A 21,597-nucleotide genomic window follows, 5' to 3' on the forward strand; every position below is an offset into this window, starting at 1 on the left:
CCTTCCTAGAAGAGGTAGTTCAGCTCGAAGCGGTATTCGTTGTAGGAGTCTTTGTCATACCCCGCTTCACGATCTTTGGCATCGACCAGGCCGATGCGGACTTTGGCTTCCAGGCCCGGAACAGCTTTGACCTTTTCGATCAGGTCGATATGGATGATATTGCTGTCCGCCTGTACACCGGCCGCCTGCTTGTCCTCGTCGAAGTCCTGCATTGCGTAACGGACCATCGCGCTCAGACCGGAGACCAGGTTGGCCTTGTCGAAGTTGAAGTTGACCTGCGCGGCAGTCGTCTTGGTATTGGCGTACCAGTTGTACTGCGCCATCGCACGGGTGTAGCCGCCGGTCGGGAAGCCGCGCCACGGCGCGACAATATCCGCTTCGTCGGCGACGGCGGAGTAGGCGACCATCATTTTAAGCGGGCCGGTTTCCGCGACGAGACGCGCCATCCAGAGGCTGGAGTCGAGGCTGTCAGGGGTATCGTAACCCTTGGTGTTGTCAAAGACGGCCGTACCGCCGGTCCAGTCGACGAGGGTCCCTTTGAGGGAGGCACCACCGACCTTACCGCCGCCGTCGTCCATCTGTTTCATGTAGCGGGCACCCGGCGTGATCTTCCAGCCTCCGAGCGGAATGGCATAGTTGATCTCACCGGTCAGGGAGCTGACGACGCCCGGGACGCCGCCGTAGGTCAGGTCGAGCTGCAGGTTCTTGATTGATTTGTTCTGTACGTCGGCGACGATCAGCGAATGGGTGATGTCCTTACCCGCCGCACGGAAGTTGTTGACGCTCAGACCCTTGTGGACCGCGGAGTCGTCATTGCCGTTCCATTGCGTTTTGACGCTCGTGTTGGAGTCATCAAAAGTGAGGACGTCGTGGAAGGTCTCATGGTCGCGCAGCTTCTGCTGGTAGAACCAGGCACCGCGGATCCGTGTCTGCGGGAGCTCTTTGGTCGTGAAGGAGTAACCCTCGAAGGTGTTCGGGATCATCTTCGTGTCGTTGGACTTGGTCAGGAAACTCTCGAAGATCTGACGGCCGGCGACGAAGGAGGTTTTGGAAATGTCATACTGGACATAGGCCTGCGCCAGCGTCGCAAAGCCGTAGTTGCCGAGGCGGTTGACGTTGTAGCGGCTGGTCGTATCCTTGCCCGCCTTGAGGTAGCCGATGTTAGCTTCGGACATACGCTCGCCCGGGAACGGTTCGTCGGTATAGTACAGACCCGCACCGGCGCTCAGGCCGTAGAGGGACGCGGTTTTGTAGATCAGGTTACCGCCGAGCCCCAGGGCACGGTTGTCCTTGTTCTTCGTCTGCGCCGTATCGTCGTTTTTCCAGTCCCAGTTGAAGGAGTTAACGCGCAGACGGCCGTAGACGACGCCCTTGGCAAACATATCGGTGATGGTATCCGCTTTGCCGGGGAGCACGTTGTAGACTTCCATCATGTTCCCCTTCAGGGAGCGCTTGGGCGTGAATGCTTCGCCGTCGGCGGCAGAAGCACTGCTCGTCAATGTACAGGCCAGCGCGGCCGCGGCGGCAGTCGAAATGAATTTCATTGATTTAATATTAGCCATTTACTCATCCTTTTTTCAATGTAAAAGAGAGATAATGTCACTGGTGATGAACGAATGTCCCCGTGACACTATCACTGGCTGGCGGCAGGTAGCAGCTGCCGCCGTCTTGTCCTTAGACACCTACTCCCACGACACCGTGACGGTGCCGACCGTGCAATCTCTCAGCAGCCTCCCCCCTTGGAAGGACAGCCGCAATCGTAATCCAGCAGCTTGACATTGCCCGCATTGCTGACATCCACCACTTTTTTGCGGCGGATATAGTCACGGACGACATCATAGACGGGACGGATTTTCTCTTTTTGGAGATTCTCGCCCGCATTCTGGAGGTTGCCTCCCCATGACGAAACGACATAGGTCCGCTTCGGATCGATCGGTTTGCCCCCCACAAGAAGATTGCTGATACGCTTGCCGCGGGCGTTGCCGACGGCGATGTCGTAGGTCACCCCGCCGAGGCGGCTCATATCGCCGCCCTGCTGATAGAGCGGGTTGGCGTTGAAGACGTTGTCGGCGATATCTTCAAGCAGGTTGGCGATACGTTCGCCCTTCAGCTCGAAGGTGTAGACGTTGGGATAGGTGATCCCGCACATCTCGTAGACGTTGTCCATCAGAATGTCGTCTCCCGGAAGGACCGTTGTCCCCCACCGGTAGCCCGGCGTGAAGGAGATGTCGCATTTCATTTCATCCATGATCGCGTCATTGATAAGCTGATCGAAGGTCGAGAAGAAGGTGTCGCGCTTGTAGAGCAGCCCCTTCGTTTTCCCGAGCACTTCATTGAACTCCTTGTCAAAGGGAGCATAGAGCTCCGCAACGAGCTTCTCACCCACCGGGTCCGCCGGAATGATGTTCGACGCGACCGGGATGAGCTTGTACTCATACCCTTTGACCTTGTGGTCCCGGATATCGATATCGAGGCGCCCGACGTATTTGCCGTGGCTGCCTGCGATGACGATGACCGTGCCGTCGATGACAATAGGCTTCGGGGAGGGGTCGTGCGTATGGCCGCTGAGGATAAAGTCGATCCCGTGGACCTTGCGTGCCACCTCCTGGTCGACGCTGAAACCGTCGTGCGACAGCACGACGACACAGTCGACCTTGTGCTCTTCGCGCAGCTCGTCGACATACTCCTGCAGCGTGTCAAGCCGCAGCCCGAAGCTCCACCCCTCGGTGAACTCTTTCGGGTTCGCCGTCGAGGTGAACGGGAAAGACTGGCCGATAATGCCGATCTTCGCCCCGTTGCGCTCTTCGATGGTATAGGGCTCGAAAATGAGCTCTTCGTACTCTTCGGAGAAGGGGTCGTCCCCGATAATGTTCTGGGAGACGAACTTCGCATCGAGTTTGTCAATGAGCTCCTTGACCCGCTCTTTGCCGTAGGTGAACTCCCAGTGGCCGACCATGACGTCGACGCCGAGGTAGTTCTGGGCCTTGACGATCGCTTCGCCCTCTGTCTTCAGCGCGACGCCGGTGCCCTGCCAGGTGTCGCCGGAGTCGAGCAGCAGGACTTTCTCCTTGCCGCGCTGGCGTTCGACCTCGTCGATCAGGGTCTTCATGTGGGCGATGCCGCCCATCTTCCCGAATTTGCGCGCCAGGGCGGCAAAATCCATGTGGGTGTCGAAGTAGGCGTCGAGGGAGCTGGGCTCCAGCCCGTAGTGCTTGGCAAAAGCTTCGCCGCAGAGGAAACCGGGCGTCCCCACGAGGTTCGGCGCCGAGATCAGGGTCGAAGGCTCGCGCCAGTAGAGGGGCTTGATGTGCGCATGCAGGTCACAGATGTGCAGCAGGGTCACATTGCCCGTCTCTTTGAAGTCATACAGATCCGCAAGCGAGATGTCCGCGGGGTTTTTCCCCCCGACGGTCGTCGCGTAGCCGTTGGAAACCGTCACCAGTCCCAGGGCCGCTGCGATCTGCAGAAAGTCTCTTCTTGAAATATCCATTCATCTGTCCTTTAGCGTTTCAGGCCGGGGATCGCGATCGTTTTGTTCTTGGCTTTCGCGAGAGTGGTGACATAGACCTCAAGGCCCACCATCTCATCCGAACCGATCGGGAGCACCGCCAGCAGGGCGTTTTTCATACACCCCTGGAAGCGGCGCTGGAGGGTGCGCAGGGAGGACTTCGTCATCCGGTACGCGGGCCAGGTCGCACCGGCGCCGGCTTCGCCCAGGTCCGGCAGGGGCTGGGTGCGCAGTACCGAACCGACGATGTCGGCGGAGTGGCAGCTGTTGCACGAAAGCCCGCGGCCGCCGCGCGCTGTCATAAAGACCTCTTCGCCCAGTTTATAGGCCGCCTTCATCTGCGGGTTGGCGTTGACGTCGATCGCCACCGCTTCCTCGTTGGCCAGCGATTTGGCGTAGGCCAGCATCGCAAACATCTCTTTGCTGCTGAGCTTGAACGGCTTGTGACCGTTCTCGGCCATCAGCGCCTGCATCACCTGGTCGATACCGAGGACGGCATCAAACTGTTTGATATAGCGGGGGAAGCCGGCAATGTACGCGGGGAGCTTCGCTTCGGAAACGCCCAGGAACTTTGCCAGGCCGGCGTCGCCGCCGCAGTTCTCATCGACGAGCTCGCCGCCCCATTCGACGTCCATCTCCGCCGGGTTGTTCTCCAGCAGTTCCGCATAGAGCGCGCGGTCGGCGTCGCTCATGGCGAACTGCTCGCCGCCCATGGCCAGCGTCCCGCAAAGCAGGGTGGCCGCAATGATTGATGTAACTTTCATGGCTCAGCCTTTCGGTTTGAGTTTTTTCGACTTCTCTTGGACTTCGCCGGTGTTGGTCTTGTAGACGACTTTCAGTGTCCCTGCAGCGGGCACTTTGAAGTTGATCGTGAAGACCGGGTTCGTCGAAACGGATTCCCAGACCTGCATTGTCGTGAACGGGGTGTCGTTGAAGAAGAACTTCACCTCGGTGATGTAATCGGCGGGCACGATCTTGCCGCTCTTCTTGTCTTTGCGCATCCCGGTTTCCATCGGGTGCATGACCATGAAGTTGACCTTGACGACGTCGCCGCTCTTAAACTTTTTCGGTTTGATTTTGATCAGTGATTTTCTTTCTGCCATTGTCTATCCTTTTTTGATGATACTCGGGTCTAAAGCGGCGATCAGCCGCAGCCGCCGATCGTGACTTTGACGCTCTGTTTCGCGCTGAGGAATTCGCCGGTGCTGGTTTCGGCGACGACGAGGACGTCCTGGGAACTGCCGAGCTTGATACGTGTCGCGAACATGGCTGCGCCGTTGGCCGGTGTCAGCATGATATCGGCACAGCGGACGTTGCTGTTTTTGGTGGCGAAGACGTGGATTGCCTTGACGTAGTCATCCGGTGTCATCGGAGAGTCGACCTCGATGGTGACGGGTACGACGGCACCGTTTTCCGCGATCTCAGGCGCTTTCAGGTGCACTTTCTTTGAAGGTGTCACGGCCTTGCCGCCGGTAATGGCCTTAAGGGCCGCGTCGATGTCCATCGTGTTGGGCCCTTTGGGCGCTTCCGCCGCGAGCAGGCTCTGCGGGGTGAGGGTTGCTGTTGCTGCCGTGGCCGCTGCGGCCAGACCGATACGTTGTAAGAAACTTCTTCTTTGCATGGGTTCTCCTTTAGTGTTTAATGGAAACGATATACGAGGTGATGTCGCAGATCTCACGTTCGGTAAAGAGACCGGTCGTAAGGTTGATCGTCATATGCGTCTTCGGGTTGTCGACACGCGCGTCGGCGATCTTCTGGTAGACGAACTGGTTGTCGCGGGTACCCGTTTCAATGAAAAACGCATGGTAGTTTGTCAGGTCGGGCCCGATATTTCCGGCGCCTTTGGCCCCTTCGATATTGTGGCAGGCGACACAGTTGCCGTACTGCTTCGGCGAGCCGTTTGCATTCTTTTTTGACAGGCCTGCCGGCAGTTTGCCTTTGGCTTTTTCTCCATTGAGGTTATGGAAAATGTATGCGCCCCGGGCGATCGCGTCCTTGTCGTCCGTGATACACCCCGCCGGCATCGTGTAGGCCTTAGCCGGGCCGAACAGATCCTTCTGGATGATCGACGCCGCTTCGGGCCGCTCGATGGCATCGGACAGGTTGGCGGCGAACGCTACACCCAGACCGATGGTCGTACTGAGTAACAGCCATCTCTTCATCGTATTTCTCCTTTTGGGCACCTCTAAAAACCCTGCATGGTCTCAGCGCCACAGAGAAAAGTCATAATCAAGGCGACGCTTTGAAGGCCTAGCCGTAGCTAAGCCGAAAAGCGGCAACGCCGAGTATGGCTTTTCTCTGTGGCGCCCTGCGGGAGAGCTTTTGAAGCACGATCTTTCCTCCGTTTTCGTCTTGACTTAGCTTTGGCTAGGCCTGAAACGAAAACAAAGAAAACCTCATACTTCAAAAGCCCTCTGGGGTCCATGCAGGGTTTTTAGAGGTGCCCTTGACTTGGTTTCGAAGATTGTAACGGTGCAATGTAAAAACAATGTAAAAAAGTATAAAGATTTTTGATGCGGAGAGAAAAAGTTCCTATTAGCAGATCAAATAGCAGGATTTTGGCAGAGATGGGGCGGGAAAACGTAGGTAAATGTGCTTCCCTGTTGGGGTACGGAAGAGACCTCCAGGGTGATGCCGGTCTCCTCCATGATCGCCTTGACGATGTTGAGCCCGATACCAAAACCGCCCTTGCCGGTCTCCTCGCGGTAGTAGCGTTCAAAGATCTTTTCGGTGTTTTCGATCCCCAGCCCGTAATCCCTGAAGGTCAGTTCGCAGCGGTGGTCGTACCGTTTCAGGGCAACCTCGACAATGCTGTTCTCGTGGGAGTACTTGATGGCGTTGGAGATGTTGTTGTCGATGATGCGCTGCAGCTGGGTCTGGTTGAAGTGCAGGATCACCCCTTCATCGATCTCGGAGGCGATGGTGATCCCTTTCATGGCGGCGACCTCGTTAAAATAGAGGATGCGCTCGCGCACGAAGGCGCTGACGTCGATCTCCTCGTATTCGAAAACGATCTGCTTGTTCTTGATGAGGTACTCCATGTCGTTATAGATGTTCGAGAGGGTCTTCGACGCGGCTTTGATACGCTGCAGGTATTTGCTCTGGGGGTGCTTGCGGTTGTAGAGATCGATGTTGATGTTGATGATGGAGAGGGGGGTGTTGATCTCGTGGACGGTATCTTTGATAAAGTTGTCCAGCTTCTGGTTGACGCGTTTGAACGGCAGGGCAAAACGCTGCAGGACAAGGAGCGAAAGGAAAAAGACGAGGACGACGATGGCGATGAGGATCGTCGCGACGCGCTCGTAGACGGGCGCGTAGGTGAGGTGGTTGCCGACGATGAGGTACTCCGCCCCGAAATAGCGCTCCCGGGGGAGGGGGATGATGAGGTAGGCGCTGTGACTCTCGTCGATGTGGTACCCGGCGGCAAAGTGTTCCATCGGAAAATCGATGAGGGTGAAGATCGGCTTGAAGTGCAGGTCGTAAAGCCCCGAGACGATCCGCTTGAAGCGGGGGTACTCGAAGTAGCTTTCACGGTTTTCGTCGTACTCCTCCATGGCGCTGATGACACGGGCGGCGTGCTGCTTGAGCATCAGTTCGTTCTGGATCCCGTGGATCTGTTTCATATAGACGGTGTAGACATAAAGCGGCGCGAGGAGGATCACCGTGATCAGCGCCGTGTAGAGCACCGCGTTTTTGAGGGCGTACTGATTATCTTTCAATGATATACCCTATGCCGCGGCGATTTTTGATGATGTCCGCGGGGAGTTTTTTGCGCAGGTTGTTGATCTGGACCCGGATGTTGGCGGGGTCGACGTATTCGCCCCACACTTCGTCCTGGAACATCGCCATGGAGACGGCCTGGTTCGTATGGCGCAGCAGGACCTCCAGGATATCGTTCTCCGTCTTGCTCAGTGTGATCGGTTCTTCCTTGTAGCTCAGCTGCATCCGTTTCGTGTCGTAGCGCAGATCCGGGGCGAGCTCGATCGCTTCACTGTGCTTATAGTAGTAGCTGCGCAGCGCATGCTCGATGCGCAGCTGCAGTTCGGTAAGGTCAAAGGGTTTACGGATGTAGTCGCAGCAGCCGCGCTTGTACCCCTCTTCAAGGTCCTTGGTCTGGGTCCGGGCGGTAATGAAGATGGCCGGGGTCTCGTTGCCCTCGGCGCGCAGGGTTTTGAGCAGTTCGAATCCACTGAGGCCGGGGACGTTGACATCGAACAAGAAAAGGTCGAAATGGGTCGCGCAGGCGGCGTCGAAAGCGTCGTCGCCGTTGGCGTAGGTCTCGACGTTGAAATCAAGATCCTCCAGGAACTCCTCGATACTGACGCGCAGCGCGTATTCGTCTTCCAGCAGCAGAATCTTCATCGTATCTCTCCTTCAATCTTCCGGGCGAGCTTGTAGTGGAGCATCAGGGCGATCAGCTCCTCTTTGGTGTAGGTGGAGAGCACGTCGCGCGCCTCCTCCATAAAGAGTTCCCGGTCTTCTTCGGGAACGGTGTCCTTGAGCGAGAGCAGGGCTTTGTCGTATCCGCTGTGGTAGACCTTGTTGTCATACTGCTCCTTTTTAACGATGTCGTAGAGGTTGTTCCGCGAGAACGCGAGCAGGAAAGAGAGGTCCTCCCCGCTGCGGGCAAAGTGTTCGATGCTCTGTTTCGGCATGACGAAGACGAAGGCGCCGATGGTCTCACCGTCGCCGTTGCGCATCGGCTCGAAGAAGATGTACTTGTTCTCCCGCAGCATGATCCGTTCTTTACGCAGCTGTTTCATGTCCAGGCGCTGCAGGACCTTGAGGTTGATGTTGTTGTAGCGGCGGTTGCCGACGAGGTACCAGGCGACCGAAGGGTTGTTCTGCATCAGTACGGCGGTGTTGTAGTAGCTGTCGTCGAGCAGGGCGTAGAGGTCAATCCCGAACTTGTGGAAGAAGTCGGTACTGGCGTCGAAGAACTTCAGCACTTCGACAAAGCCGATGAGCTCCCCCTCCTCGTACATGGGCACGGTTGCCTTGATCCCCAGACGCCGACCGACTTCGATGGAGGAGCGCGGTTTCTTGTGCAGCATAATCTCTTCGAGGTCGCGGCGGTAGGTATCGAGCGGCATCCCCGCAAAGAGGTTGTCGGCATCCCAGCTGCGGGCAAAGAGGCGCGAATCCGCGGTGATGATCTGAGCCCGCACGAGTTCGGAGGTGTTCTTCTGCACCGATTTGATCATCCGTTTGAGGAGGGCGAAACCCGCTTCGTCGTCATCTTCTTTGAGGGCATGCCGGAGGGAATCGTTCTCCGAGAGGATCAGCGCAAAGCGCAGGGCGTCCTCCTTCTCGTTGCGCAGCTCCGTGCGCAGGGAGAGGCTGAGCTGGTCGCTGACCTCGTCGACGACCTGCCACGCAACCTCCCGGTTGAAGACTTCTATGGTCATAATCAGTAAGAGAATGATGAGAAAGAAAGGAACGGCGAAGAGCAGGTTGTTTCTGGAAAATAGCTTCAAAGGGTATCGGCTCCTTGGATCACCGATTATATCAAAATGTTATTACACTGTTCAAGAGGCATGAGGCCCTTCTTGAACGTGCCGGGCAGAAGCGTAACAGCGGTGTGGCACCGCGCGTCGCGTTTACTGGATCTTGATGTAGGCGAACCCGTCGCGCTGGTCGTCAATGACCTTGACGATGCCGCCGGGGGTGATCTCCACGTTGTCGGCGATCTGTTCCGCCTTGACGTTCTTCTTGTCCATGGTGTTCTGACAGGCGAAAAAGGTAATGTTGTCGCCGCCGAGCAGCTTGAGGCCGTTAAAGCGTTTGCGTGTCCCTTCCCCCGTCGGTCCGCCGTGTTCCAGGTAGGGCTTGGCCGCGAAGCCGGTCCCTTTGAAGTCCTTCATGAAGTACTGAAGGCACGGCCCCAGTGCGACGACGTCGATCTCGTACTGGATCAGGTTCTTCTCGTAATATTTTACGGCGTTATTAAGCGTGTTCAGCATGAGGTGGACCCTCTGCACATCGGGGAAGTCGCACTGGTAGACGACCTTGACGACGTCATCGTCGTCATCGGCCCAGACCGTTGGTACGAAAAGGGTGAGCGCCAGTGCCGCTATCATCCGTGTAATCGAAATGTATTTCATGTTTTCTCCTTTTAAAAAGCTGCGGTGAGCTGGATGGCGAGGCGATCGCCCATATTGTCCAGAACATTCTGCGCCGCAGCGTTGCCCGGTGCTTTCGCATCGCGGATCATGTAGTTGAAATCGATCCGCGTCGGGCCGCGGAAGCGATAGGAACATCCCAGGGTGATGGTCTGGAAGTCGCGTTCGCCCTTGGAGTCGTTGGTCAGGCGGTTCATAAAGTCATAGCGGCCGAAGACCTCGAACTGCTTGGGAAAGAGCTCGTACTGCAGGTTGAGATAGCCGCCTTCGGCCTTGTTCTCGGTGCCGACGGCAAACTGCAACTGCCACTCTTCCTGATAGGGGTCAGGGTCTGTGTCCTTGGCGCCCGTATAGATCATGCCTTCGGCCCACATATATTCCGCTTCCGCCCGCAGGCCGTTCTCGTAGTAGGAGAAGCCGATGCCATAGCGTTTACGGTCGTGCTTGACGGGCGTGGTCGTGCCGTTGGCGTCGGTGGAGTAGAGCCGACGCTTGCCGGTCTGCCCCCAGACAAAGAACTTAAGGGCTTCGGTGTAGAAGCCTTTGCCGGCGCCGAAGTCGTCTTCGAGGGCCAGATAGCCGTAATGGGTCGCCTGGTGGTCCGAAGCGTTGTGGGAAATCCCCGTACCGTTGCCGTACATGTAGGCGTAACTGAGCGTCCACCCCTGACCGAGCGCAAAGGTGTCGAAGAGCTCGATGCCCATGTCCCGGAACGCGGCGATCGGACGTGTGACGTCGGTGCTGGTGTAGTGCACCGTCGAAGCGCCGCCGGCCGCTTTGCCGGTCTGTGCGGTACCGACATTGGTCACTTGGCGTTCGAGCAGCTGCTGGTTCGTCATCGTGGTGAACTCGATATAGGGGGAGACGAAGACGGCGCGCAGCCCCTCTTCGCTGCCGGGGGTTTTAAACATACCGATGCGCGCATTAAGCCCCGGGACGTGGCGGAGTGTCACCGACGCGTCGGTGAAGTAGGTGGCGGTGTCATGCCCGGCGAGATTGTTGACGGCATTATTGCCGAACTCCGTCATGAAAAAATAGTTGACTTTGTTGTCGTTGTCGGCCATGCCGCGCGCGGCGAGTCTGGCGCGAAAAAGGCTGAACCCCTCCTGGTCGGCCAGATTGGGGTTCAACAACGAGAACGGGGTTTTGTTCCCGCCGTTCGGGTCGATGAAGACGTCGCCGTAATCCTGCTTATAGTTGGCCTGGATAAAGCCCCAGACGACGGGCATCTTGTTGCGATAGGGCACGACAACCCCTTTGGGCGCGACGTTGTCGGGCTGCGTTCCCTGCAGCATCAGCCAGTTGGCCGCCTCCAGCGACATAGCGCTTAAAAGCAATACTATTATTCCTGCTACTCCCCTGAAAAAGGGGCGTATTAAACCGTTTTCTTGCGTGGGCATTTCCCATCCTTTTGATTTGAATGGGCACGATGATAGAACCGGAGTGTAAAATTAATATAAAAATTTCGAATATTGTTGATATTTTTGTGATTAACTTTTGTTATAGGAGTTGGCAGAAGGTTGGGGCGGTCCTATTTGTACATAAGAATGGCAGTACAGCATTGTTCGGGCAAGTGTGACTGAATGTCACCCTTGATTTTGCAATGGTGGACTATTGATTTGAGGCCTTCGGCAGTGCTACGCACATCGCTTGCGGTTTGTCTTGCTGTGCTCCGGAATTCCGCTGCGCTGCATCGTTCGGGCAAGCGTGACATTCAGTCACCCTTGATTATGCAATGGTAAACTTTTGATTTCAAGCCTGCGCTGGTCCTTTGGACAACAGCTTCGGTTTCGCTCGCCGAAACGCCAAGCAGTTGGCGTTTCTTTATGGCGAGCTCACATCCAATCGATCAGTTTGGTGACCTCGTCGACGGGGTAGCACTTCACGCCGTGGCTCTGCTGGGGCTTTTTGGCCACCAGCGCCTTGGTGATGCCGTGCATGGCGAGTTCGCGCAGGCGGGTGTCGAGCTGGAAGACTTCGCGCACGTCCCCCACCAGCGAGACCTCGCCGATGAAGACGGTCTCCTTGGAGACGGTACGGTCTCGGAAGCTGCTGATGATGGCAGCGAGCACGGCGAGATCGGCGGCGGTCTCGTTGATCTTGATGCCGCCGGTGATGTTGATGAAAACGTCGTAGGAGTTCAGCGGCAGCTCCAGCTTGCGCTCCAGCAGCGCCAGGAGCATATTGAGGCGGTTGGTGTCGAACCCCGTGGCCTGGCGCTTGGGGTTGGAGGCGTGGGAGTCGCTGACCAGGGCCTGCACCTCCAGGATGAGCGGGCGCGACCCCTCCATAACGACGGTAAGGGCCGAACCGCTCTGGTCCCGGGTTTTGTCAAAGAAGCGCGACCCGATATCCTTGGCGCTGACGAGTCCCTCGTTGCGCATCTCGAACACGCCGATCTCGCTGGTGGGGCCGAAGCGGTTTTTGAACCCGCGCAGGATCCGCAGCTCCTGGGCGCTGTCGCCTTCGAAGTAGAGGACGGTGTCGACCATATGCTCCAGCACCCGCGGTCCGGCGATGGAACCCTCTTTGGTGATGTGGCCGATGATGAACACGGCGATGCGCCGCTCCTTGGCGAGGCGCATCAGCTCGAAGGTGATCTGGCGGACCTGGGTGACGGAGCCGGGAGCCGAGGTGACCGCTTCGCTGTAGAGCGTCTGGATGGAGTCGACGATGAGGCACTCGTAGCTGCGGTGGGCCAGTTCTGCGAGCACCTGTTCCAGGCGGATTTCGCTGAGGAGGTAGAGGTTGTCGGCGTTGGCGTCAAGACGGTTGGCACGCAGCTTGACCTGCCCTTCGCTCTCCTCGCCGGTGACGTAGAGGGTGTTGCGGCCCCCCTTGGCGATGTTGGCGCCGATCTTGAGCAGCAGGGTGGATTTGCCCACACCGGGGCTGCCGCCGATAAGGGTCAGCGACCCGGGGACGACCCCGCCGCCGAGGACCATGTCCAGCTCGATGTCGTCGGAGCTGAAGCGCTCCACCTCGGTGTGGGCGATCTCGTTGATGGGCTGCGCCTTGGCTTTGCCGGTGACGGAGGAGGCGGTCTGTTTGAGCACCTCCTGCTGCTGTTCGCTCAGCTCGACAAGGGAGTCCCAGGTGCCGCAGTTGGGGCATTTGCCCATCCATTTGGCCGAGGTGAAACCGCAGTGCTGGCATTCGAAGAGGGATTTTTTCTTGGCCACGGTGCCTCCGTATATCCGTATTGTGTGGGAAAGCATAGCATACCGCCGGCAGCAGCGGTTATACTATGACGCTGAGAAAGAATTACGCCTGGGATTCTGCTTCGAAGATCGGGTCGAGGAATCCGTCGATGAACTCGAACTTGTTGAAGGGAACGAGGTCGTCGGGCTGTTCGCCGACGCCGACGAAGAAGATGGGCAGACGCAGCGCGTAGGCGATGGAGAAGATCGATCCCCCTTTGGCCGTACCGTCGAGCTTGGTGATGATGATGCCGTCGACATCGACCATCTCGTTGAACGCCTTGGCCTGGGCAATGGCGGAATTGCCCTGGGTGCCGTCGATGATGAGGATCTTGCGGTGCGGGGCGCCGGCATGGGCCTTGTCGCAGATGCGGACGATCTTCTTGAGCTCCTCGGAGAGGTTCGTCTGGGTGTGGAGCCGTCCCGCCGTATCGATGATGACATGCTCGAAACCGCGGGCTTTGGCCGATTCAATGGCGTCGTAGGCGACGGCGGAGGGGTCGTGCCCCTGGCGCGATGAGACGATGGGCACGCCCAGGCGGTCGGCCCAGCGGGTCAGCTGCTCGATCGCTGCGGCGCGGAACGTGTCGGAAGCCCCGAGCAAAACCCGCTCCCCCGCGTTCATGTAGTGCTGCGTCAGTTTGGCGATCGTCGTCGTTTTCCCGGCGCCGTTGACCCCGATGATGAGGTCGACAAAGGGTTTCTCGTGTTCGGGTTTCTCGTAGTTGGCCCAGGCGAGGGTCGCGATCAGCTTCGATTCGAGCTGTTCGCGCGTGACTTCGTCGGTGTAGAGCTCGCGCATGATGATCTCGATGAGATCGTATTCGACGTCGGCTTCGAGGAGAATATCCTCGAGCTCATCCTTGGGAATACGTTTGCGTTTTTTCGGGGCGACGCTTTTCATCGCCTCCGCGGTCTTCTGCAGCCCTTTTTTGAAAAAACCGAGCATTGTCTATTGCGCCTCCGCCAGGGTTTTCAGGTCGGATTCGAGCATCTCTTCGGGAACGAGTCCCGAGTAGTATTTGACGAAACGGCCGTTTTTATAGACCACCATGAGGGGGATGGGGAAGTCCTGCCCGACGCCGATGGCGCCGGCGACGGCGCGGGAGAACTTCTGGTTGTCGGGAGAGTTCACGAGGCTGTACTTTATGCCGATATCCTCCGCGAAACGCTGGTAATAGGCGTTGTCGTTCCCCTCTTCGATCGTCACGCCGATGATTTTGATCTTGCCCGCCAGTTTTTTCTGCAGGCTGCTCAGGTGCGGGGCCTCGGCGCGGCAGGGCGGACACCAGGTGGCGAAGATGTCGTAGACGACCACCGGTTCGGGGACGCCGCTGATCCGGAAGTCCGCTCCGGATTTGGTTACTTCGTAGGCAGAACCGTTGATATCGTTGAGCGTGTAAACGGTTTTGGCGATCAGCGCATCCGCGTCGCCGCCCTGCGCGTCTTTGCTGTCGCTGCAGCCGCCGAGCATCAGCAGCGCGACAAGTGCGGTTATCGTGAACTGTTTTACCATCATTTCCATACCTGTTTGTTAAAATGGCCGATATTATAACCCATCTCCGGTAAAGCCCCATTATCCGGGCAGAAGGGGGTGGTTTCAAGCGAGGTGCTTCATGACGAAAGCCGCATTCCGTGACATCTGCCTGAACAAGCAGCGGTCGGTCTGGGAACATAACCGCCTGGAGCGGGACAAACGGCTCTGCGACGCCCTCTACGCGGAAGTACGAGCAAGCGGCGGGAAAGACATTCTGCTCTTCTGGCCGCTGGGGAGCGAGCCGGACCTTCGGCCGCTGCTGCACAGGCTGCGCCGGGAGGGGTGGAACGTCTATCTGCCTTTTATGGTCGGTGCAAGCTTCCTGATGGTACCATTTAGATACCCGATGTTCCGTAAAAATTTTGGGATTTACGAGCCGGGATTCAGTAATAGAAAAATTAAAAAGATTGATATAGCTGTGGTGCCAGCCGTCGGGGTTGACGCACAGGCACGCCGCATCGGATTCGGTAAAGGGATGTACGACCGTTTCTTTGCCCGATTGAACAGAAAACCAAAAACGATCTTTGTTCAACTCGAAGAGTGTATGACAAACGAGAAAATTTGCGATGATTACGATGTTTCGGCTGATGTGCTATTGACACCGTCGGCCCGCTATGAAGCAGCGGGGACGATACATGATAAACGAAATACTCTCAGGAGGCGCGATCGCCACTATTAGCGGTGTGGTGGGATTTTTCATTTCGAAAAAGATCACGAGCGCTCACCTCGATTTTTATACCGAACAGGCGAAAGCCAAAGCCAAAACCATTGAAAAAGAGGCGGAGGCGCTGCTGGTAGGCGCTTCGGAAAGGGCGCGCAAAACGGAAGAACGGGCGGAAAACCGCTACGAGGAGGCCGTGCGCCGCGCCGAGCATGACCTCGCCGAGCGCGAGTCGACCATGTCCCGCCGCGAAAAGGACCTGGAGCGTTTTGTCCGCCAGGAGCGCGAGGCGGTCGAACATGAGCTCAAGGTGGCCGGCAGCAAACGGCTGGCCGTCGAGCGCCGCGAGAAGGCGCTGATCCAGCTGCAAAACGATTTTGAGCGCCGTACAGACGAGGCGATCCGTGCCGTCGAACGCAGTGCCGGGATGACGAAGGACGAGGCGCGCCAGCTGCTGCTCTCTCAGGTGGAGGCGCGTTCGCGCGACGAGATCGCCCACATCGTGCGCCGCTACGAGACCGAAGCGAGGGAACAGGCCGAACGCCACGCGAACTTCCTGCTGGCCCAGGCGACGAGCCGCTTTGCGGGCACTTTCGCCTCGGAGCGCCTGATCAGCGTGGTGCATCTGGACGATGATGAACTCAAAGGGCGCATCATCGGCAAGGAGGGGCGCAACATCAAGGCCTTGGAGATGGTGCTCGGCGTCGATATCATTATCGACGAAACGCCCAAGGAGATCGTGGTGAGCAGCTTCAACCTCTACCGCCGCGCCATCGCCACGCGGACCCTGGAGCTGCTGATCGAGGACGGGCGGATCCAGCCCGCAAGGATCGAGGAGATCCATGCCAAGGTGACGGCGGAGTACGAGGAGAAGATCCTGCACGAGGGCGAAGAGGTCGTTTTCGAGACCGGCGTCGGCCCGATGCACCCGGAGCTGATGAAGCTGATCGGGCGGCTGCGCTACCGTGCCAGTTATGGTCAGAACGCCCTGGCGCACACCCTTGAAGTCGCCAACATGGCGGGGATCATCGCCGCGGAACTCGGCGGGGACCCGAAGATGGCCAAAAGGGCAGGGTTGCTGCATGATATCGGCAAGGCGCTGACCCATGAGCACGAGGGGAGCCACGTGGACCTGGGGGCCGAAGTGTGCCGACGTTATGACGAGGATACCATTGTCATCAACGCGATCTTCGCCCACCACGGCCAGCAGGAGATGGACTCCATCGAGTGCGCCGCCGTCTGCGCCGCCGACGCCCTCTCCGCCGCCCGGCCGGGGGCACGCCGCGAGGTGCTCGAGAGCTTCCTAAAACGGGTGACGGAGATCGAAGAGATCGCATCGCGCCACCCCGGCGTACGGCAGGCCTACGCCATCAACGCCGGCCGGGAAGTCCGTGTTATCGTCAATGCCGAAGTCGTCAGCGACGACGAGACGGCGCTGCTGGCCAAGGAGATCGCCGACGAGATCGCCCAGAGTGTGAGCTACCCGGGGGAGATCAAGGTGAATGTCATTCGCGAGCTTCGCAGCGTGGAGTACGCACGCTGAAGCACGATAACTGTGTCTGTTTCTTAAACAGAATACGTTAGTAAATAGTGTTAGAATGCCCGCTGCATTTTAAGATCGGTTTTTAGAGAACCGAATGACGCCAAGGAACGTATTGATGGATAAAGCACAGACGCTTGAACAGCTCAGCGCAGCTAAAAAAGCGCATATCAAATGGGTCAACCGTGCGAAAGCCCTCGTCGGGGGGCTCCCCGTCGAAAAGGACGCCATTCCCGTCGACAGCACCGACTGCCAGTTCGGCCAGTGGTTTTACGGCGAGGGACAGAAGCTAAATGCGATACCCGGCATGGACCGCCTCAGTACGATCGAAACCCTGCACTTTACCCTGCACGATACCTATCTGAAGATTTTCAAACTCTATTTCGGGGAGATGAACCGCTCTTTTTTCAGCAAACTCTTCAATATGAAGCCGAAGATATCCGACAGTGACAAGGAGCTGGCCAAGGAGTATTTTCAGCAGCTCGAAGGGGTCTCTAAGCAGCTGCTGGATGAGATCGGTCGGCTGGAGCGGCGACTCAACGCGATGAGCGCGGAGAGCTTCGAAGAGAAGTAGTCGGGTTTTAGTGCTTGACGGTGACGACAACCGCGCCGCGGAGGTCGTTCATACGGTAGCCCGTCGCTTTGTCTTCGGGGTAGCGTTCGCGGATCGCTTTGGCGAGCTCCGGCAGTTTGTCGATGTCGCCGTGGCATTTGAGGCAGGCCTCTTTGTTGATCAGCAGCGGCTTGTAGTATTTGTAGACACCGTCCCCGACGACTTCGACGACGTCGTCGGGCAGCACGACGCCGTTAGCCTGCAGGGTCTGGAGGGATTCGAGGATCGCTTTTTCGTTTCCCTGGGGCGCATTGGCCGGGTTGCGGTACTGGAGGCTGATCCGTTTGACGCTGACGTCGGAACCCATGGATTGGTCGATGACTTCGGTCAGGGTGTAGGCGTGGTCGCTGCAGAATCCGAAGGCCTCCATCGGGCCGCCGGATTTGAGATGCTTCTGGAGGTTGCCGCCGAGACTTTTGAGCAGGGCGGCTGCCGCTTTCTGGCCGGTGGCTTTGACTGCGGCGATCTCCTCGGGTTTGCTTTCATAGGGATTGGCCAAGAGGGCCGCGGCCAGCAGGGTCGTAGATAACAATATTTTTTTCATCGATAAATCCTCCAATTATGTATTTGGCGCCATTCTAACGTTTTTTCTCCCAATGCGCGTGCTTCGTTCGCGATTCAGGTGGCGTAGAGCTGCGCGACTTCCATCTCGTTGATATCGGAATCGTCATAGGGATCGGTATGGATAAAGGGATGGACCCGGTCGTTGGGGAAGAGCATCCGCATCATGCTCTCCACCTGATCGCTGACCTTGTGGGCGTCGAGCAGGGAGGTCGCGTCGTCAAAGACGAGATGGACGGAAACAAAGATGTCGCTGCCCGCTCGCCGGGTCTGGAGGTGGTGGTGGCCGTTGATCTTCTGCAGCCGGTTGAGCATCGTCGTGATGCGGGCAATCTCCTCCTTGCTCAGTGAGACGTCGAGGAGCATCATCAGCCCCTCTTTGAGAATAGGGAAGGCGGAGGTGATCATGTAGATCGCGATCCCGATACCCAGCAGCGGGTCGATCAGTTCGAAACCGCTGAAGTGGATGATGCCCAAAGAGAGGAGGATAGCGCCGTTGGTGAAGAGGTCGGTCTTGTAGTGCAGCGCGTCGGCGCGAATGACGAGGTTGTTGTTCTTCTTCGCGACGTGGTTCAAAAAGAGGACCAGCGCGCCGGTGAGGATGATCGAGAAGAGCATGACGCCCATCGAGGCCTCTATGTACTCGATCGCCCGCGGCGTGATGATCTTGTCGATGGCGCTGTAAAGGATGAAGAGCCCCGAGATGGAGATGATGGTCCCTTCGACAACGGAGGCGACCGCTTCAAGTTTGCCCAGCCCGAAGTTGAAGTTCTCATCGGGTTTGCGCTCGGACTGGTGCAGGGCGAAAAAGTTGAAGATGGAGACCGAAAGGTCCAGCAGGGAGTCGATCGCGGACGCCAGAACGGCAACGGAGCCGCTGATGATCCCGATGGCCAGTTTGAAAAGGACGAGGATACCCGCCGTGGTGCTGGAGATTAAGGTCGCTTTTTTCTCGATACGCATGAGGCCGATTTTAGCGAAAGATGGCTAAAATGCGTCTCATAAGGGCCAAGTGAGCAAGGAGTTACAATGCAGTTACCCCAGATTTCAATTCCACTGACACTGCCGTTCGAGGTGCCGACGATGCTGCACCCGGTTATCATCCATTTTGCGCTCGTTCTGCCGGTGATCGTCCTGCTGATCGAGTTGGCTAACCTGGGCTTTAAGCGCCGCGCCCTCAGTCTGACGTCTCTGGGACTGCTGCTGCTCTCCCTGATCTTCTTTGTCGCCGCCTACTACACGGGGAAAGCGGACGGGGGCGAAGCCTTCGACCTGCTCGGTACCGGGGCGCGAGAAGCGCTGGGTGCGCATAAAATGCTCGGGACCTATCTCGTCTACGCGCTGCTGATACCGATCGCTTTCAAACTGGCGGCGATGCTGCTGGCACAGAAGTGGGCCCGCGGGGCACTGATCGTGACGCTGATCATGCTGATCAGCTTTATGGTCAAACAGGGATATGACGGCGGCGAACTCGTCTACCGCTACGGAGTCAACGTTTCGGCGGTCACGGAGGCAGAGGAGGCGGCATCCGACCTCCGTGATGATCTGGCGGATATGAACGAGACGGTTGCGGAGCAGGCCGCGGAGATCGAAACCCTCAAGGTGCAGATCGCGGCGATGCAGCAGCAGGCCGGCGAGAGCTTCGGACAGAAGGTCGACAAGGCGGTAACGGACGCCGTCTCCAAAGTGAAGAAGATCTTCAGTGAGGACAACGCTACCAAAGCGGCGCCGCAGGAGGAGAAGGCGCCTTCATCCGAGGCGAACGGGACCATTTGAACGTGACACTCTCCCCCCTCGAGGCCATCCGCCGCGAGCGCGAAGCGTGGATGGGATGGAAAAACATCGCTCCGCTGCGTGAAGCCCTCGCAGCCCTCCCGGAGATCGAGACCGTCTGCAGCCTCGGCGATACGGTGGCCCTGACGACGGAAGCCGAAATCGACCATGCCCAGGTCGAACGGGTCGCGCGGATGCTGATGCCGTGGCGCAAAGGGCCCTTCGATCTCTTCGGCCTCTTCATCGATACCGAGTGGCAGAGTTTTATGAAATACAACCTGCTGCGACCCCACTTTAACCTGCAGGGGAAGCGGGTCGCGGACATCGGCTGCAACAACGGCTACTACCTTTTCCGTATGCAGGAGGATGCCCCGGCGAAGCTGGTGGGGTTCGACCCCTCTGCACTCTACAAGACCCAGTTCGATTTTATCAACCATTTCGTCAAGACGGAGATCGTCTATGAACTGCTGGGAGTAGAGCACCTGCCGCTGTACGAGGAGAAGTTCGATACGATCTTCTGCCTGGGGGTGCTCTATCACCGCAGCGACCCCGTCGCGATGCTCAAACAGCTTTATAAAGGGCTGGGCAGCAGCGGGGAGGTCTACCTCGACACCTTTATGATCGACGGGGAGGAGGAGATCTGCCTGACGCCGGCGGGCGCGTACTCGAAGATCCCCAACATCTACTTTGTCCCGACGATCCCCGCGCTGCGGAACTGGTGCCTCCGGGCGGGCTTTAGTGGCTTCGAGGTACTGGAGACCTCCGTGACGACACCGGAGGAGCAGCGCAAAACGGCATGGATAGAGGGGCAGAGCCTGGAGGACTTCCTGGACCCGGAAGACCCGGCAAAGACCGTCGAGGGGTATCCCGCCCCCAAACGGGTTTATGTACGACTGACCAAGGAGCCCAAAGCATGATACTCAACACCCATCTGAAGATAAACAACGGCCTCTGCGGAACGGTCATCACTCTCGAAGAGGGGTATGCGGCGGTGGAACTGGAGACGACGCCGGCAATGGCGGCGGATGACAAAGGGCTGGTGCACGGCGGCTTTATTTTCGGCGCGGCCGACTATGCGGCGATGGCTGCCGTGAATGAACCGACCGTCGTTTTGGCGGGGAGCAGTTGCCGTTTTTTGGCCCCCTCACAAGTCGGAGAAACACTGCTTTTCAAAGCGGAATGCCTCGAGAATGACGGCAAAAAATATCAGATAACGGTTAACGCATATTGCGGCGAAACCAAGGTGTTTTCGGGGGAGTTTACGGCCGTAGTACTGCCAGCTCACGTACTGGGATGAGCTGTTTTTACACAGTTTTTGTATAAAAAATTCAAAAAAGTTGGATTTCCACTAAGTTATTTAATTTTTTGATAGTACAATTTTATCACATTGTTAACTAAGGAGTAGTAAGTTGAAAAACGTAATGACAGTGATTGCAGCCTTCTTCATCGCGATGATGGTGAGCGGATGTGCGACGATGCATATGGGTTGGACTGCGGTAACACAGCAGTATAAACTGGACGACGGCGCGATGGAAGCGTACGACAACATGTTCACCAAAGTCACCGAGTACGGCGACCCGGCAAGAGCGATGATGCAGGAGTGGAAAGTCAACGCCGACATTCCGAACGATGACGTTGCCGAGACGATCAAGTCCCTTGCGGAAGAGTACAACATGCGTGTCACGGGTGACATCAAGATGTATACAAAAGACGATGCGAAACCGGACGAAGTGAAGCATGCGCGCATCTTCTCACTCTGTAGCCTTCCGATCGCGAAAGTGTTCCTGAACCACTCCCGTTATTACGGCGGTTTCATGCCGTGCCGCATCATGCTGGTTGAATACGGTAACGGTGACCGCTGGCTCGTCAGCATGGATATGACCCTCGCCATCCACGGCGGTTACCCGCTGCCGGACGATATGCTCGCGATGGCACTCTCCGTCAAAAAAGCGATGGACGAAGTCCCGGCGCGCGCTGCGATCGGCGATTTTTAAGAATCCCTTTTCTTCCATCGGGGCGTGCCGAGGCACGTCCCACCCCTCTGTAACTCCCCCTAAGCCGTTTTAGCTATAATCTTTCCTT

23 protein-coding genes are annotated in these 21,597 nt (G+C 57.6%); 7 read left to right on the top strand and 16 right to left on the bottom strand.

The window, feature by feature from the left end; genetic code table 11:
• Positions 1-5: 5 nt before the first annotated feature.
• From ACM66T_RS03890 to ACM66T_RS03955, 14 genes are all read right to left on the bottom strand, one after another.
• Positions 6-1,562 carry an OprD family outer membrane porin gene (locus ACM66T_RS03890; protein WP_416768793.1) on the bottom strand — a complete coding sequence of 519 codons (1,557 nt, stop codon included), beginning with the start codon at positions 1,560-1,562 and terminating at the stop codon, positions 6-8.
• 161 nt (positions 1,563-1,723) lie between these two features.
• Positions 1,724-3,490, bottom strand: coding sequence for a thiosulfohydrolase SoxB (gene soxB, locus ACM66T_RS03895; protein ID WP_231020492.1), 1,767 nt, complete (start codon positions 3,488-3,490; stop codon positions 1,724-1,726).
• 11 nt (positions 3,491-3,501) lie between these two features.
• Complete coding sequence (gene soxA / locus ACM66T_RS03900) at positions 3,502-4,272, bottom strand: sulfur oxidation c-type cytochrome SoxA (RefSeq protein ID WP_231020493.1); 771 nt, start codon at positions 4,270-4,272, stop codon at positions 3,502-3,504.
• 3 nt (positions 4,273-4,275) lie between these two features.
• Positions 4,276-4,611, bottom strand: coding sequence for a thiosulfate oxidation carrier complex protein SoxZ (gene soxZ, locus ACM66T_RS03905; protein ID WP_231020494.1), 336 nt, complete (start codon positions 4,609-4,611; stop codon positions 4,276-4,278).
• Positions 4,612-4,652: 41 nt separating this feature from the next.
• The gene (gene soxY, locus ACM66T_RS03910; protein ID WP_231020495.1) at positions 4,653-5,129 is read right to left on the bottom strand and encodes a thiosulfate oxidation carrier protein SoxY; all 477 of its coding nucleotides are present in this window, start codon (positions 5,127-5,129) and stop codon (positions 4,653-4,655) included.
• 10 nt (positions 5,130-5,139) lie between these two features.
• Positions 5,140-5,670 carry a sulfur oxidation c-type cytochrome SoxX gene (gene soxX / locus ACM66T_RS03915; protein ID WP_231020496.1) on the bottom strand — a complete coding sequence of 177 codons (531 nt, stop codon included), beginning with the start codon at positions 5,668-5,670 and terminating at the stop codon, positions 5,140-5,142.
• A 381-nt stretch (positions 5,671-6,051) separates the two neighbouring features.
• Entirely contained in the window at positions 6,052-7,227 is a 1,176-nt protein-coding gene (locus tag ACM66T_RS03920; protein WP_231020497.1) for a sensor histidine kinase, read from the bottom strand.
• The gene (locus ACM66T_RS03925) at positions 7,217-7,870 is read right to left on the bottom strand and encodes a response regulator transcription factor (protein ID WP_231020498.1); all 654 of its coding nucleotides are present in this window, start codon (positions 7,868-7,870) and stop codon (positions 7,217-7,219) included. Before ACM66T_RS03925 ends, ACM66T_RS03920 begins: the two co-directional genes overlap by 11 nt.
• Entirely contained in the window at positions 7,867-8,916 is a 1,050-nt protein-coding gene (locus tag ACM66T_RS03930; protein WP_231020499.1) for a cache domain-containing protein, read from the bottom strand. The genes ACM66T_RS03925 and ACM66T_RS03930 overlap by 4 nt, the downstream gene beginning before the upstream one ends.
• A gap of 192 nt (positions 8,917-9,108) precedes the next feature.
• Positions 9,109-9,612 (bottom strand): DsrE family protein, encoded by a 504-nt coding sequence (locus ACM66T_RS03935; protein ID WP_231020500.1) that lies wholly within the window; start codon positions 9,610-9,612, stop codon positions 9,109-9,111.
• Between the two features lie 11 nt (positions 9,613-9,623).
• On the bottom strand, positions 9,624-10,967 hold the full coding sequence (locus tag ACM66T_RS03940; protein WP_231020501.1) for an OprO/OprP family phosphate-selective porin: 1,344 nt from the start codon (positions 10,965-10,967) through the stop codon (positions 9,624-9,626).
• Between the two features lie 498 nt (positions 10,968-11,465).
• On the bottom strand, positions 11,466-12,812 hold the full coding sequence (radA, locus tag ACM66T_RS03945; RefSeq protein ID WP_231020502.1) for a DNA repair protein RadA: 1,347 nt from the start codon (positions 12,810-12,812) through the stop codon (positions 11,466-11,468).
• Positions 12,813-12,894: 82 nt separating this feature from the next.
• Entirely contained in the window at positions 12,895-13,779 is an 885-nt protein-coding gene (gene ftsY, locus ACM66T_RS03950) for a signal recognition particle-docking protein FtsY (RefSeq protein WP_231020503.1), read from the bottom strand.
• Between the two features lie 3 nt (positions 13,780-13,782).
• The gene (locus tag ACM66T_RS03955) at positions 13,783-14,355 is read right to left on the bottom strand and encodes a TlpA family protein disulfide reductase (protein WP_231020504.1); all 573 of its coding nucleotides are present in this window, start codon (positions 14,353-14,355) and stop codon (positions 13,783-13,785) included.
• 91 nt (positions 14,356-14,446) lie between these two features.
• On the opposite strand from ACM66T_RS03955, the gene ACM66T_RS03960 reads away from it, so the two are divergent.
• The 3 genes from ACM66T_RS03960 (at position 14,447) to ACM66T_RS03970 (ending at position 17,142) form a co-directional block, all read left to right on the top strand.
• Entirely contained in the window at positions 14,447-15,046 is a 600-nt protein-coding gene (locus ACM66T_RS03960) for a 5-formyltetrahydrofolate cyclo-ligase (protein ID WP_231020505.1), read from the top strand.
• A complete protein-coding gene (gene rny / locus ACM66T_RS03965; RefSeq protein WP_416768920.1) occupies positions 15,006-16,571 on the top strand; it encodes a ribonuclease Y in 1,566 nt (521 codons plus the stop codon). The genes ACM66T_RS03960 and rny overlap by 41 nt, the downstream gene beginning before the upstream one ends.
• Positions 16,572-16,686: 115 nt before the next feature.
• Positions 16,687-17,142 carry a CZB domain-containing protein gene (locus ACM66T_RS03970; RefSeq protein WP_231020507.1) on the top strand — a complete coding sequence of 152 codons (456 nt, stop codon included), beginning with the start codon at positions 16,687-16,689 and terminating at the stop codon, positions 17,140-17,142.
• Between the two features lie 7 nt (positions 17,143-17,149).
• Here the strand turns inward: ACM66T_RS03970 and ACM66T_RS03975 are convergent, their stop codons facing one another.
• Both ACM66T_RS03975 and ACM66T_RS03980 read right to left on the bottom strand, forming a co-directional pair.
• Entirely contained in the window at positions 17,150-17,725 is a 576-nt protein-coding gene (locus tag ACM66T_RS03975) for a Tll0287-like domain-containing protein (protein WP_231020508.1), read from the bottom strand.
• A gap of 74 nt (positions 17,726-17,799) precedes the next feature.
• A complete protein-coding gene (locus ACM66T_RS03980) occupies positions 17,800-18,705 on the bottom strand; it encodes a cation diffusion facilitator family transporter (RefSeq protein ID WP_231020509.1) in 906 nt (301 codons plus the stop codon).
• Between the two features lie 66 nt (positions 18,706-18,771).
• On the opposite strand from ACM66T_RS03980, the gene ACM66T_RS03985 reads away from it, so the two are divergent.
• The 4 genes from ACM66T_RS03985 (at position 18,772) to ACM66T_RS04000 (ending at position 21,509) form a co-directional block, all read left to right on the top strand.
• A complete protein-coding gene (locus tag ACM66T_RS03985; protein WP_231020510.1) occupies positions 18,772-19,518 on the top strand; it encodes a DUF2231 domain-containing protein in 747 nt (248 codons plus the stop codon).
• A 2-nt stretch (positions 19,519-19,520) separates the two neighbouring features.
• Positions 19,521-20,432, top strand: a complete 912-nt coding sequence (gene cmoB / locus ACM66T_RS03990) for a tRNA 5-methoxyuridine(34)/uridine 5-oxyacetic acid(34) synthase CmoB (RefSeq protein ID WP_255707482.1) — start codon at positions 19,521-19,523, stop codon at positions 20,430-20,432.
• Positions 20,429-20,812, top strand: a complete 384-nt coding sequence (locus tag ACM66T_RS03995; protein ID WP_231020511.1) for a hotdog domain-containing protein — start codon at positions 20,429-20,431, stop codon at positions 20,810-20,812. Before cmoB ends, ACM66T_RS03995 begins: the two co-directional genes overlap by 4 nt.
• Positions 20,813-20,924: 112 nt before the next feature.
• Positions 20,925-21,509 carry a DUF302 domain-containing protein gene (locus ACM66T_RS04000; RefSeq protein ID WP_231020512.1) on the top strand — a complete coding sequence of 195 codons (585 nt, stop codon included), beginning with the start codon at positions 20,925-20,927 and terminating at the stop codon, positions 21,507-21,509.
• Positions 21,510-21,597: the final 88 nt, after the last annotated feature.

Source organism: Sulfurimonas sp. ST-25 (assembly GCF_048079205.1).
Classification (GTDB): Bacteria; Campylobacterota; Campylobacteria; order Campylobacterales; family Sulfurimonadaceae; genus Thiomicrolovo; species Thiomicrolovo sulfuroxydans.